Genomic DNA, 13,460 nt, shown 5'->3' with positions numbered 1-13,460 from the left:
GGGGAGCGCGCGACCCGGTCGCGCGGTGTCCCGCACGACAGAGTGACACATTTGTGACCTGCCCCACTTAATCGTCATGCGCGCAGACCCTTGGGGCGCGGGTAGTCTCGCGTTGACTTCCCAAGGGGCGGATCTTTGCGACTGGCATGACCAGATTGCCCGCACACAGGCTGAAAGTTCCTGAAATCCGGCTGAAGACCCTTGAAGTTCATCCCGCGCCACAAGCCCCGGATCTACCTTCATCACACCAGTCACGTGTGAACCGGAAGCATGCTCGCGGAACACTACATTTCACCCATTTCCCCAGGTCATCGTGGACCGACGGAGGAGGCAGCGTGACGCTCACCCAGGCGGTGGAGACGGCCCAGGAGACGCCGGAGGGCGGCATCGTCCCCGAAGGCATGTCCGTGGACGTCCGGCAACGCGTCTCAGCCCTGGCCAGAACCTCACGCCTCCTGGTCGCCTGCGACTACGACGGCGCCCTGGCCCCGTTCGACCCCTCCGACGGCGCGGGCGCCGCCAGGCGCCGCCCCGTCCCCGAGGCCGTCCGCGCGCTGCGCGACCTCGCCGACCTGCCCGGCACGGTGTGCGCGGTCATCTCCGCCCGCCCCCTGCGCGACCTCGCCGCCCTGTCCCGGCTGCCCGCCGAGATCCGCCTGGTGGGCGCCTACGGCACCGAGTTCGACACCGACCTCACCATCGAGCCCGACAGCCTGGAGACCGGCCCCGGCGCCCCTCCGGCCGACAAGGCCGCCGCCCTCGGCCTGCTCCGCGAGCAGGTCGAGGCCACCGCCACCCTGTACATCGGGGGCGGCGAGGGCGAGGAGCCCGTGTTCATGCAGCTGACCGGCGCCGACGCGGGCGTGCGGGTCGGCGCGGAGCCCACCGTGGCCTCCCACCGGGTGGCCGACACCCCGGCCGCAGCGTCCCTGCTGTCCGCGCTCGCGGCCGAGCGCCGCTCCTGGGTGTTCGGCGAGCGGCCCACGCCCATCGAGCGCATGTCGATGCTGTCCAACCAGGCCTCCGTCGCCCTGGTCGGCCCGGACGCGCGCCTGCTGTGGTTCTGCCACCCCGAGCCCGACTCCAACGCCCTGTTCGCCGAGGTCCTGGGCGGACGGTCCGCGGGTGTGTTCGCCATCGCGCCCGCCCACGGCGGACGCCCGCTCGGCCAGCGCTACCTGCCCGGAACCATGACGGTGCGCACCCGCTGGTCGCGGATGGACGTCACCGACTACCTCGCGCACGGCACCCCCCGGGGCCGCACCGACCTGGTCCGGGTGATCAGCGGCGTCACCCCGGCCACCGTGGAGTTCGCGCCCCGCCCCGACTTCGGCAGGGCGCCGGTGAGCATGTCCGTCCAGGAGAACGGCCTCCTCGTGGAGGGCGCCGACTTCCCGATGGCGCTGTACTCCCCCGGCGTCGAGTGGGAGATCGACCAGGACGACGCGGGCGACATCGCCCGGGCGGTCGTGCACCCCCGCTCGGAGAGCCCCGTGGTGCTGGAGCTGCGCTGCGGCACCGACTCGCTCGTGCCGGGCACGCTGCCCGAGTCCGAGCTCCAGCGCACGTCCGGCGAGCACTGGTCCGCGTGGCTCGACGGCCTCAGCCTCCCCGAGACCGCCCGGCAGCTGTCGGCGCGCTCCGCCCTGACGCTGCGCGGCCTGTGCACGCCCTCCGGCGGCGTGATGGCCGCGGCGACCACGTCGCTGCCGGAGGAGATCGGCGGCGTCCGCAACTGGGACTACCGGTACTGCTGGCTGCGCGACGGCGCGCTGACCGTGCAGGCGCTGGTGTCCCTGGGCTCGACCGCCGAGGCGGAGGGCTTCCTGGACTGGGTGCACGGGGTCGTGGACTCGCTGCCCAGCCCCGAACTGCTCGCGCCCCTGTACTCGCTGCGCGGCACCTCGCTGGGGCCGGAGGAGGTCATCGAGTCGCTGTCCGGCTACGCGGGATCGCGGCCGGTCCGGATCGGCAACCTCGCCGACCGGCAGGTGCAGCTGGACGTGTTCGGCCCCGTCGTGGAGCTCATCACGCGGCTGTCGGCGGTGCGCGGCACCCTCGCGGACCGGGACTGGAACCTGGTGCGGGCGATGGCCGAGGCGGTGGCCCGGCGCTGGTTCGAGCCCGACCACGGCATCTGGGAGGAGCGGGACGAGCCCCGCCAGCGCGTGTACTCCAAGGTGATGTGCTGGGTGACGCTGGACCGCGCCGTCTCCCTGGCCGGTTCGTACGGCCGCGAGGCGGATCCCTCCTGGCGCGGGCTGCGCGACGAGATCGCGGCCGAGGTGCTGGAGAAGGGCTGGAACGAGGAGGCGGAGTCCTTCACGACCGCCTACGACGGCACCGACCTCGACGCGGCGTCGCTGCACATCGGCCTGTCGGGGCTGATCGACCCGGCCGACGAGCGGTTCCAGGCGACCGTGACGGCGATCGAGGCGGAGCTGCGCAGCGGCCCGACCGTGTACCGGTACCACCGCGAGGACGGCCTGCCCGGCGGCGAGGGCGGCTTCCACCTGTGCACCACGTGGCTCATCGAGGCCTACCTGCTGACCGGGCGGCGCGCCGAGGCCGAGGAGCTGTTCAAGCACCTCGTGGACGCCGCCGGTCCGACCGGGCTGATCCCGGAGGAGTTCGACCCGGTCACCGAGAGGGCCCTGGGGAACCACCCGCAGGCGTACTCGCACCTGGGCCTGATCCGCTGCGCCCAGCTGCTCGACCGCCTGTAGGCGGACGACGCGCGTACGAGGGGGCCCGACGTCCGACTGTCGGGCCCCCTCGCTATGTTCCGGCCATGGCGGAATTCGTGTTGGCGGCAGGGGCGTGGCCGGGCTCGCGGGCATGGGACGGGCTCCTCCCGGAGTTGCGCCCGGCCGGGCACGGTGTGCCCCCGACGGCCCCGGCCGGACCCCCTGGGAGCCGCGGCGGGAGGGCCGGACGGAGCGTCCGCTCCCAGGACGTCGTGGGCGGGGTCGAACGCCCGGACCTGCGCCACGCGGTCCCGGCCGGCGCGGCTCCCGGCGCCTGAGAGGCGTCCGCTCCCGCCCGCCCCGGGGCCGAGCGCCGTACGGGTCTCACCCCGCGCACCCGCCCCCGGGAGAACGCGGTGGAGCGGCGGGGCCCGCCCGGCATGAGCGCCCCCGGCCCCGCGCGCCGCATGCGCGGACGCGCCCGTGGGAGCCGCCCGGTCCGCGCGCGGACCCCGCCGCGCCCCGCCCCGATCCCACCCCGGCTCCGCGCGCACCCGTCGCGCGGACGGAGAACCTGGAGGACGACGATGTACGCGATTTCCCTGGACGACGAGGGCTCGGAACTGCGCCCGCTGGAGCCGTGGCGGGCCGAGGAGTTCCTGGAGCACATGGACCGGGGCCGGGAGTTCATCGGCCGCTTCGTCGGGCTGGCGGACGCCGTCACGGACCTGGATTCGAGCCGGAGGTTCCTCCAGGGATACGCCCACAAGGCCGCCAACGACACCGGGCGCCTCTACGGCATCTGGACCGGCGGCGAGCTGGTCGGCGGGGTGCTCTTCCGGACGTTCGACATGAGATTCCGCGTGGCCGAGGCCGGCTGCTGGCTGGAGCCGTCGGCGGCGGGCCGTGGGCTGGTGACCCGCGCCTGCCGCGTGATCATCGACTGGGCGTTCGAGGAGCGCGGCATCCACCGCGTGGAGTGGCACGCCGCCTCGGGGAACGCGGCCAGCATCGCCGTGGCCCGCCGGCTCGGGATGTCGAGGGACGGCGTGCTCCGGGAGAGCTACCCGTACAGGGGCGAGCGGCACGACATGGAGGTGTGGTCCGTGCTCGCCCCGGAGTGGCGGGCGGCCGACCGGACCCCCTGAGCGGCGCACGGCGTGGTCCGGGCCGCGGCGGAGCCTCCGTCGGGAGGCGCGACGCGGCCGGGGCCGGCCGGTCCCCCGCCGGCGCCGGGACCGGGGCGGGCGCGGATCAGACGAGGAGCACCGCGAGCAGGGCCACGGCCAGGAGCACGACGTAGGCCACCGCGTGGACGCGGTCGGGGATGCGGCCCACGACCCGCCGCGCGAGGGCGATGGTCGGCAGCGACCCGGCCAGGAGCGCTGCGACGGCCACCGCGTCCACGTAGCCGACCTGCCCGGATGCGCCCCCCGCCGGGGCCGCGCCGCCCGCCAGGGCGTACACGGCCGTGCCGACGACGGCGACCGGGAGGCTGAGCGGGTTGGCCATCGCGGTGGCGTAGGCCATGGGCAGCCCCCGGCGGCGCAGGAGCGGGACCGTCAGCACGCTGCCGCCCACGCCCAGACAGCCGGCCGCGGCGCCGATGCCGACCCCGCCGACCGTGGTGGTGACCGGCCCCAAGCCGCGCGGCTCGGTGCCCGGTCCCGTGAGGAAGCCCTTCCGGACCACGCTGTCCACGATCGTCACGGCGAGGTAGGCGGCGAAGAGGAACCGCTGCACGGTGTCGCCGACGGCGAGGGCCCCGGCCGCGCCGAGGAGCGCCCCGAGGCCCACGTAGAGCACCAGCGGCCACAGGTACTCGCGTCTGAGGCGGCCCGCCCGGTACTGGGCCACGGTCGCGCCGAGGGAGTTCACGACCATGACCGCGGTCGACGTGGCGACGGCGACGTGCATGGGGTCGCCGCCCGGACCGCTCTGCGCCTGGGCGAACGCGTACACGACCGGCACGGTGACGAAGCCGCCGCCGAACCCGAAGAGCACGGTGGTCAGGCCGGTCAGGACGCCGAACGCGAGGAGGGGGAGGACGTGGTCGATCACCCGCTCCACGCTAGGGGCGCGGGCGCTGTCCGGCATTCGACGGAACGACGTGTTCCTTCGCGGAACGGACAGCGCGGGTAGACTCGCCCGCGTGCGGAACACCCCTGTGGACGAGGTGGACGGGATCGACCGCCCCGTCCTGGCCCTGGGCACCGACTACCCCACCGGCCACGTGCTGGAGTTCCACCGGCACCGCCGTGTCCAGTTCCTGTACGGGGCGACGGGGGTGATGCGGGTGGAGACGGCGGACGGCTCCTGGACGGTTCCGCCCCACCGCGCCGTCCTCATCCCCGCGGGGACCGGGCACCGGGTCTCCATGACGGGGGTCAGCACCCGGAGCCTGTACGTGGAGCCGGAGGCCGTGCCGTGGTTCCCCCGGACGTGCCAGGTCGTGGACGTCTCGCCGCTGCTCCGGGCACTGCTCCTGTCGGCGGTGGACATGCCGCCGAGGTACGACCCGCACGGCCGCGACGGCGCCCTGGCGGCGCTGCTGCTGCACGAGATCAGGGGTCTCGTGCCGCTTCCGCTGGACCTGCCGCTCCCGGAGCACGCGGGGCTCAGGTCGCTCTGCGAGCGGTTCGCGGCGGCTCCGGTGGTCCACGAGCCGCCCGCCCGCTGGGCGGAACTGCTGCACGTGAGCGAGCGCACCCTGCACCGGATGTTCCTCGCCGGAACGGGGCTGGGGTTCGCGCGGTGGCGGCAGCGCGCCTGCGTGCTGCACGCCCTGCCGCTCCTGGCGCGGGGCGTGCCGGTCGCCAGGGTCGCCTCCGACCTGGGATACGCGAGCCCGGCGGCGTTCGCGACGATGTTCTCGCGCGTTCTCGGTGCGCCTCCGCGGGACTTCCGCCCCGCCCCCGGGTGAGCGGGACGCTCCACACCTCCCGGACCGGCGCGCGGCGGGCCCCCGCCCCGGCGAGGGCCCACCGCCCGGCTCCGAAGCCCTGCTCCGGTGCCGCCCTTCGGTACCGGGAGGCTCGGGCCCGCTCGCCGTCCCCGCGGGGCCGGCGCTCCCGCAGGGAAGAAACCTGGTCGGCCAGGTGCGGAAATGCGGAGGCACGAGGGTTCCGGGGCGTCCGGAGAGGAAACATCCTAGGCGGCCACGTCGAGTGATGACCGTGGCACTCACGGTCCCCCACTCCTCGGAAGGAAGCCCCCCATGCCCCCTCCGCTCCGCGGCGCGTGGCGTCGGCGGTCGCCGCCGTCCTCTCGGGCACGCTGCTCGCCCCCGCACCGGCGTCCGACGCGGCGCCCGACTGCGACACGTACACACACGCGAACGCCCCGGACCTGGGGATGGCCGCCTGTGGCGACCCCATCGGCCAGGGGCAGACCTTCCGCGCCGCCGTCACCTGCGGCCGGGCTCCGGACGTGAAGGGCGCGTGGGCCACGGTGGGCCGGGGCGGCCACGAGGTTTCCCGGGGCAGGTGCGCCCGGTTCGGCAGCGGCGTCGGCGCGAACGGTGTGGACGAGCGCCCGGTATGAGAGACAGGGCCGCGCCACCCGACGGGGCAGCCTGGCCGACCACCTGACCAGTGAGGTGCCGGCCGCCCGGAGGACGTTCGGAGTGCGGTCCGGCGGGTCGGCCCCTACTGGGGCGGGGGCCGACCCGCCACCCCGGTGCCGCCCGTGCCCGACCGTCCCCGGTCGGGCGCCGGTGGGGCACGGGTAACCGCCCGGCCGTGGCCGGGAGGGCCCCGCGCAGGCGGTGCGCGGCAGGGTGTGGGGGCGGTGCGGGGTCGGCACGGAGCCGACGCGAGGCCGATGGAACATCACCGGACAAGGCCGCATATAGGGTGCGGCCATGCATCAATGGTCCCCTCATCACCAGTACCAACACGGCTACCACCAGGGGCCGCCGCCACCGGCCGGACTCGCCGGGACCCCGGTCTGGTTCGACACCCGCCCGTTCCAGCAGGTCAAGGAGAACGTGTGGGTCGACGCCGCAGGTGACGCCGTCGTCCTCGACCGCTTCGACATGGCGCCGAACCTCCCCGCGCCCCTGGAGGACGTGGCGGCCCTGCGCGCCCGGACGAGCGCCAACACGGCGCAGGCCGGGATGGGCCTGGTGGACCTCGACGTGATCGGGCTGGACGGGATGGCCGCCATCCGGCAGATGGTCAAGGGCGACCACCCCCACCAGGAGCGGGGCACGGCCTACCTCGGGACGTACACGATCCCGAGGGTGAACTCCAGTGTCGTCGTGAAGGTCCAGTGCCTGGAGGGGCAGCCCACGGGCGTGCGGGAGGCGTCCGTGCTGCCGGGGTTCCTCCAGCAGTACAGGGGCGGCCAGGCCTCGCCGGAGGAGGCGATGGCGGCCTGGGCCCAGCACCCCTACGCCTACGGGATCACGGGCGGAGTCCCGCGCAACCACGCCGACGACCCCGCGTGGGACCCCCACTTCCCGGACCACCCGCTCTCGCGCGCCCGGCGGCTCCTGGGGTCGCTGGCGTACTCGATCAGGATCGACGCGGCCTTCAAGGCCCAGCCCGCGTTCTGGCCCCGGTACTGACGGACGTCCGACCGGCGCCGGGCACGGGGACGGCCCGTCGCACGAAGGCACGAAGGCACGAAGGCACGAAGGCACGAAGGCACCGACGGGCGATCACCCAACGGAATCCTATGGACACACCGGGTGGTCTACAGTGCTGTGTGCCCCTGCCGCGGTGGCGCGTCCGGTGGCCTGCCCCCGCACGCCCCCGGCGTCGCGCCTGGCGCACGGGCGGCCCGTCCGCCGTGCCGGACCGGCGCGCCCGCGGGAGCCCGGCGCGCGGAACGCGCCCGGCCCGCGGGATGGCCGGGACCTCCCCGTCCGGCCGCCGGGGCCGCGGAACGATCGAGGAGGACGAGGATGCACGTGATCGGGGCGGGTCTCCCGCGCACCGGGACGACGTCGATGAAGGCCGCACTGGAGCAGCTCGGCCTCGGCCCCTGCCACCACATGTTCGAGGTACTGGCCTCACCGGACCTGGCCCGGCGCTGGGCCGGCACCGTGCCGCCGGTTCCGGGGGGCATCGACTGGGGGCACGTGCTGGAGGGGTGGCCGTCCGGGGTGGACTGGCCGCTGTCGTTCTTCTGGCGCGAACTGGCGGAGGCCTACCCCGACGCGAAGTTCGTGCTCACGGTCCGCGACCCGCACCGGTGGTACACGAGCATGCTCACCACCATCTTCGAGCTGACGCGCAAGGCCTGCGCGGAGGACGCCGACGCCCGTGTCCCCGTGGAGTTCCGGCGGATCCGCCCCCTGCTGGACCACATGTGGCAGACGTCCTTCGGCGTTCCCTGCGGTGCGGTGCCCTCGGAGGAGGTCGCCGTCGCGGCCTTCGAGCGGCACGCGGAACAGGTGAGGGCCGAACTCCCGGCCGACCGGCTCCTGGTGTACCGGGCCGGGGAGGGGTGGGAGCGGTTGTGCGCGTTCCTCGGGACAGAGGTCCCGGACGGGCCGTTCCCCCACCTCAACGACACCGAGGCGATGCTCAGGCAGCATGAGACGTGGTTCGGCGGCGCCACCGCCCTCTGAGCCCTCCACCGGAGCGCGCGCCCCGCCTCCCGGGCCCCACCGGAGTGCCGCCTCGCACCACGGGTCCCCGCGCTCCGCGCCGACGCCGCGGCCACTAGGCTGCGCACCCGGCGGGCGCACCACGGCGCTCGGCTCGCGTGGAGGGCGTGGTCGGATGAAGAGCGTACTCGGAGCCGGTCTCTCTGCCCTGGCCCTCCTCGGGGCCACCTCCTGTGACCCCGCCGAGGAGGAACCCAGGGACGTGACCGTGGTCGGACTTCCACCGGCGCCGGTCGACCCCCGCCAGGACCACAGCCTGGTGTGGACCGGCCAGGAGGTCCTGGTCTGGGGCGGGCACGGCGCGGACCAGCACGACCCCTTCTCCGACGGCGCCGCCTACTCCCCCGACACGGGCGACTGGCGTTCCCTGGCCGACAGCGCCCTGGAGCCGAGAACCCGTCACAGCACCGTCATGGTCGGGGATCGGATGCTGGTCTGGGGCGGATTCACCCCGACACACTCCGGTGGCCCGGACGGACACACTGCTCGGGACGGGGCCTTCTACGACCCGGAGGACGACTCCTGGGAACCCGTCGCGCAGGCGCCGGAGGGCAGGTCTCTGGCGCGAGGGGCCGTCTCGGAGGGACACGTCGTCTTCGGCGGCGGGCACAGCGAGCAGGGCGACGAGGACTTCCTCGTGTACTCGGTGGAACAGGACGCCTGGCACACCGTCGTCCTCAGGGGCGGGGGCGAGGGCTTCGCCGTGTACGACCTCGTGGTCGCGGACAGCACCGTCGTGGCGGTCGGCGGTTCCCCGGGGGACATGGCCGTGGCGGTGTTCGGTGTGGACGACGAGGCCGCCTCGGCGCGCGAGCTGGTCGGACTCACCGAGGCCGCGGAGCAGAACGTCTTCGCCGGCCTGGCGGTCTCCCCCGAAGGATCGGTACTCCTCGCGGTCCGGGGAGGCGGGAGCGCGGGGGTCTACGAGATCGATGGGGCCGGGCAGGCGGAACTCGTGGGCTCTTCCGAATACGCCGACTTCCGGCCTCCCGTCTCGACGTTCACCCTTCCTCTGGACGCGGGAGGGATGGACGTCGTCGACGGGCTGGGCCTTCTCGCGACCGGGCCCGGGGATGTCAGCATGTGGGACCCGGCGACCGGATGGACCCAGCGGCTCCAGACCGAGGCTCTCGCCGACCACTGCGGTCCCCTGGTCCCCGCCGACGACGGCGTGGTGTTCGGGTGGGGCGGCTGGGGGTGCGGCTCCGGAGTCAGGGTCGACATCGACCTGTGACGGTCGGCGGGGTCGGTGGCCGCGCGGAGCCGGGGGCTTCGGGACGCGGAGACCGACCGCCGCATCGACCCGACCGGATACCGACGCGGGCCGGGCCCGGACGGGCAGGGGCGGGGCGGCGACCCCCGGCGGAAGCCGCCCCGCGTTCGGGGCCGGGCTACGCGGAAGGCTCGGCGATGGCCGCGACGAGTCCGCCGTCGATGATGAGGTCCTGGCCGTTGACGTAGGCCGCGTCCTCGGAGGCGAGGAACGCGACCGTCTTCGCGACGTCCTCCGAGGTGCCCAGGCGGCCCGCCGACACGGCGGCCACGACGTCGTCCTGCTCCTCCTCGGGGATGGCCTCGTGGAACATCGGGGTGTCGATGTAGCCGGGGCTCACGGAGTTGACCCGGATGCCCTTCGGGCCCAGTTCCGCTGCGAGGGTGTGCGAGAGGTTGTGCACCGCCGCCTTGGTGGCCGCGTACAGGGAGGCCCCGGCCATGCCCCGGTGCAGCGTCCACGACGCGTTGATGACGATCGCCCCTCCCTCCGCGAGCAGGGGCAGGGTCTTCTGGACGGTGAAGAACACGCCCTTGAAGTTGATGTCCGCGACCCGGTCGAACTCGGCCTCGGTGATGTCGCCGATCGGCAGGAACGACGCGACGCCCGCGTTGGCGAAGACCACGTCCAAGCTCCCGAACCGGACCTTGACGGCGGCGGTCAGCGCGTCGAGGTCGTCGAGGTCCGCCGCGTCGCCGCGCACCGCGAGCACGCGGTCGCCGCCGTCGAGGTCCTTCACCGCGGCGTCGAGGCGGCCCTGGTCGCGCCCGGTGACGACCACCCGCGCCCCCTCGTCCAGGAACCTGCGCGCCGCCGCCTGGCCCATGCCGCTCGTGCCACCGGTGATGAGTACGGTCTTGCCGTCGAATCGTGCAGTGTGGTTCGTCATGGGTACGAGCGTTCCAGCACCCGTGCGAAGCGAACAGGGCTCGTTTATCCGGGGTGTGCGACCACCAGGCTCGGGCCCCGGCCCGGCCCCGCGTCCCGGGGCGGGGTGGCGCGTATGGGCGCCCCCGCGCTGTCACCCTTGCGGCCTTCTGTTTCCATCGACAGAAAGGCTACGTTGCATACACATATAGAGAAACACCAGCGTCGCGACATGCGGGCGTTTGCACAGGATAATTCCACAGGACCGTTGCATTTGGTCAAAGGTCAGCGCAACACCCCATCACGCACGTTGCAACGAATGAGCGCTGGGCGCTAGGGTGGGCACCCCCACGGACCACGGAGGAGCCCGCGATGCCGGGAGGCAGACTCACCCAGCAGGAACGCCGGCAGATCGCCCTGGGGCTGGCCGAGAACCTGGCCTACGCGGAGATCGCCAGGGGCCTGGACCGTCCGACCTCGACCGTCACGCGCGAGGTGATGCGCAACGGCGGCCCCACCGCCTACCGCGCCGACCTGGCCCAGCGCGCCACCGAGCAGCGCACCCACCGGCGCAGGAGAACCGCGTCCCCGGGGGCGCAGGCGCCCCCGCAGCCCCACGGGCGCGACGCCGAGGCGGTACTCGAGTACGAGGAGGCGTTCGCCACCGTCTTCATGGAGGCGGGCCTGCCCAAGATGACGGCCCGGGTGCTGGTCAGCCTCCACACCGCCGACTCGGGCAGCCTCACCGCCGCCGAACTCGTCCAGCGCCTCCAGATCAGCCCGGCCTCGGTCTCCAAGGCGGTCGCGTACCTGGAGGGCCAGGGCCTGCTCCGCCGCGAACGCGACGAGCGCCGCGAGCGCTACGTCGTCGACGCCGACGTCTGGTACCAGTCGATGATCGCCACCGCCCAGGCGCACACACACCTCATCGAGGTCGCGCGCCAGGGCGTCGGCGTCCTGGGTCCCGGCACTCCGGCCGCCGCACGCCTGGAGAACATCGCCCGCTTCGTCGACTTCGTCCGCGAGAACATCATCCGCGCCGCGGAGCAGGCCCGCGAGGTCCTGCACACGAAACCCGGAGCGGACACGTCCGACGGCACCGCCGAGCCGGGCCCGGACCGCGGCTAGAAGGCCCCGTCCCCGGCGGGCGGCCGCCGGAGGTCAGGCCGAGGTGGCGGCGGGAGCGTGCGCCAGCAGGGCGAGGCGGCCCTCCGTCCCGGTACCCGGACGCGGGTTGTACAGCTCAAGGGTCCAGTCCGGGCGGTCGGCCACCGTCAGGGTCGTCTTGTCGAAGACCAGGTCGCCGGCCTCGGGGTGCAGCACCGCCTTCACCGTCTGGACGTGGTCGCCGACGTCGTGGCGCGCCCACAGTTCGGCGAAGTCGGGGCTCACGGTGCTGAGGTCGTCCACGAGCCGGCCGAACTCCGTGTCGTCGGGGAACCGGGCCGCGTCGGCGCGGAAGGCGGCGACGACGTCCGGCGCGACCGACGCCCAGTGGACGTGCATGGCGCGGTACCGGGCGTTGGTGAAGAACGTGACGAGGCAGTTGTGGTCGGTGTCGCCGTAGCCGAACACCGTCCGGGCCGTGCCGTTGAGGACGAGCAGGTTCCAGTAGCGGTCCCGCAGCATCGCGGGGCGCGGCATCCACGCCTCGATGAGGTTGCGCAGCTCGGGGGTGACGGAGGTGGCCCTGGGCCCGCCGTCGCGCGGCGGGTTGACCCCGGCGAGCGTGTACAGGTGGATGCGCTCGGGGCCGTTCAGGCGCAGCGCCCCGCTGATCGCGTCGAGCACCTCGACGGAGACATTGATGTCGCGGCCCTGTTCGAGCCACGTGTACCAGGAGACCCCGACCCCGGCGAGAACGGCGACCTCCTCGCGCCGCAGGCCGGGTGTCCGGCGTCGCCCCCCGGCCGCCATACCGACGTCCTCGGGGGTGAGCCTGGCCCTGCGGGTACGCAGGAAGTCGCGGAGCTGGTCGCGGCGGGTCCGGGCCGCTGCGGGGGTTTCGCTGGCCATGCGTCATGGTAACCGGGTGGTGCCGGGCGGCCGGTGACCGGGAAGCGGGGCGAAGCGGCCGTGGGCGCGGGCCCACGGCCGGTGCAGGGATGTACGTGACAGTCAGTCGAAGAGCTGCTCGGGACTCTGGACGTCCACAGCCCTGGACACCCAGCTCTCCAGGACAGCCAGATCGGAGCAGGACTCGATCCGCTCCCGAACCTCGTCGGAGACGGAGAAACGGCGCGCGACCAGGACGGCGATCACGCTCTGGGCGACACCCTCCTCGCGACCCTCCTCACGACCTTCCTCGCGACCGAGACCGACGTACTTACGGGCGAAGTCGCTCTGCCATTCGTAGGTGTCCACGGACATCAAGCCCTCCAGGTCCTGACGGGCGGCCTCGTTGAGACCGGCCAGTACGTAGTCATAGTAGAACGCGCGGTGTTCGGGAGCGGTGGATTCCAGCGCCTCCACCACGGCTTTCAGGGTTCCCGGCTGGGTGTTGCCGTGCGCGTAGGCGGAGAGCACGGCGAGCTCGGGCAGTGCGCGGGCCTGTTCCAGGTCGGTGACCACGGGGGTGGTGCCGGGGCCGATGACCAGAGGGGTCAGCACGAACCCGGGGTGCCCGACCTCGATGGGTGTGGCGCACCAGCGCACCATGGCCTCGTCGGGGCACAGGACCACGAGTACGGCCGGGCACTTGAGGCGGAGGTTGAGGGTGGTCAGGTAGGCGGGCCAGCTCGCCCGCTTGCCGGAGTCGCGCCCGTGCTGGCGTTCCACCACCACGGCGAGGACGTGTCGGGTGCCGTCACGGAGCAGGGTGGCGCCGTCGCTGTTGAGTTCCTTGGGGTCGCAGTTGGTCAGGACCGAACTGGTGGAGACGGCCTCCGTGTGGTGGGGGACGTCGATGCCCAGGGACTCCCTGAGGAGCACGGGGACCATCGCGGGCTGGTTCTGGATGATCCGCAGGGGGATCTCGTGGGCTCGGCTCGGCATGTGGTTCCTTCGCCATCGGAGG

12 protein-coding genes are annotated in these 13,460 nt (G+C 73.6%); 8 read left to right on the top strand and 4 right to left on the bottom strand.

The genetic code is table 11. The annotated features are described in order from the left end of the window. The first annotated feature begins 335 nt into the window (after nt 1–335). Nucleotides 336–2,726, top strand: coding sequence for a trehalase-like domain-containing protein (locus tag ABZ234_RS20390; protein WP_267947562.1), 2,391 nt, complete (start codon nt 336–338; stop codon nt 2,724–2,726). 548 nt (nt 2,727–3,274) lie between these two features. Next, nucleotides 3,275–3,835, top strand: a complete 561-nt coding sequence (locus ABZ234_RS20385; protein WP_355013115.1) for a GNAT family protein — start codon at nt 3,275–3,277, stop codon at nt 3,833–3,835. A 106-nt stretch (nt 3,836–3,941) separates the two neighbouring features. Here the strand turns inward: ABZ234_RS20385 and ABZ234_RS20380 are convergent, their stop codons facing one another. Further along, nucleotides 3,942–4,748: a sulfite exporter TauE/SafE family protein gene (locus ABZ234_RS20380; protein ID WP_355013114.1), complete on the bottom strand. Its 807-nt coding sequence runs from the start codon at nt 4,746–4,748 to the stop codon at nt 3,942–3,944. Nucleotides 4,749–4,839: 91 nt separating this feature from the next. Here ABZ234_RS20380 and ABZ234_RS20375 point away from each other — a divergent pair, with 91 nt between their 5' ends. From ABZ234_RS20375 to ABZ234_RS20355, 5 genes are all read left to right on the top strand, one after another. Next, entirely contained in the window at nt 4,840–5,610 is a 771-nt protein-coding gene (locus ABZ234_RS20375) for a helix-turn-helix transcriptional regulator (RefSeq protein WP_355013113.1), read from the top strand. A 317-nt stretch (nt 5,611–5,927) separates the two neighbouring features. Further along, nucleotides 5,928–6,230: a hypothetical protein gene (locus tag ABZ234_RS20370; RefSeq protein WP_355013112.1), complete on the top strand. Its 303-nt coding sequence runs from the start codon at nt 5,928–5,930 to the stop codon at nt 6,228–6,230. Nucleotides 6,231–6,549: 319 nt separating this feature from the next. Then, the gene (locus ABZ234_RS20365) at nt 6,550–7,257 is read left to right on the top strand and encodes a hypothetical protein (protein ID WP_355013111.1); all 708 of its coding nucleotides are present in this window, start codon (nt 6,550–6,552) and stop codon (nt 7,255–7,257) included. Between the two features lie 339 nt (nt 7,258–7,596). After that, nucleotides 7,597–8,265 (top strand): sulfotransferase family protein, encoded by a 669-nt coding sequence (locus ABZ234_RS20360; RefSeq protein WP_355013110.1) that lies wholly within the window; start codon nt 7,597–7,599, stop codon nt 8,263–8,265. Between the two features lie 154 nt (nt 8,266–8,419). Next, on the top strand, nt 8,420–9,538 hold the full coding sequence (locus tag ABZ234_RS20355) for a hypothetical protein (RefSeq protein ID WP_355013109.1): 1,119 nt from the start codon (nt 8,420–8,422) through the stop codon (nt 9,536–9,538). 157 nt (nt 9,539–9,695) lie between these two features. Here the strand turns inward: ABZ234_RS20355 and ABZ234_RS20350 are convergent, their stop codons facing one another. Continuing rightward, nucleotides 9,696–10,466, bottom strand: a complete 771-nt coding sequence (locus ABZ234_RS20350; protein WP_355013108.1) for a glucose 1-dehydrogenase — start codon at nt 10,464–10,466, stop codon at nt 9,696–9,698. Nucleotides 10,467–10,816: 350 nt separating this feature from the next. Between ABZ234_RS20350 and ABZ234_RS20345 the strand changes: the two genes are divergently transcribed. Next, nucleotides 10,817–11,572 (top strand): MarR family transcriptional regulator, encoded by a 756-nt coding sequence (locus ABZ234_RS20345; RefSeq protein WP_355013107.1) that lies wholly within the window; start codon nt 10,817–10,819, stop codon nt 11,570–11,572. Nucleotides 11,573–11,605: 33 nt separating this feature from the next. Here the strand turns inward: ABZ234_RS20345 and ABZ234_RS20340 are convergent, their stop codons facing one another. Together ABZ234_RS20340 and ABZ234_RS20335 are read right to left on the bottom strand one after the other, a co-directional pair. Further along, nucleotides 11,606–12,460, bottom strand: a complete 855-nt coding sequence (locus ABZ234_RS20340) for a helix-turn-helix transcriptional regulator (protein ID WP_344184045.1) — start codon at nt 12,458–12,460, stop codon at nt 11,606–11,608. Nucleotides 12,461–12,562: 102 nt separating this feature from the next. Further along, nucleotides 12,563–13,438, bottom strand: a complete 876-nt coding sequence (locus tag ABZ234_RS20335; protein ID WP_355013106.1) for a hypothetical protein — start codon at nt 13,436–13,438, stop codon at nt 12,563–12,565. Between the last annotated feature and the right edge of the window lie 22 nt (nt 13,439–13,460).

The sequence above is a fragment of the Nocardiopsis sp. NPDC006198 genome, from assembly GCF_040613895.1.
GTDB classification, from domain to species: Bacteria; Actinomycetota; Actinomycetes; order Streptosporangiales; family Streptosporangiaceae; genus Nocardiopsis; species Nocardiopsis tropica.
This window is presented reverse-complemented; position numbering and strand designations above follow the sequence as displayed.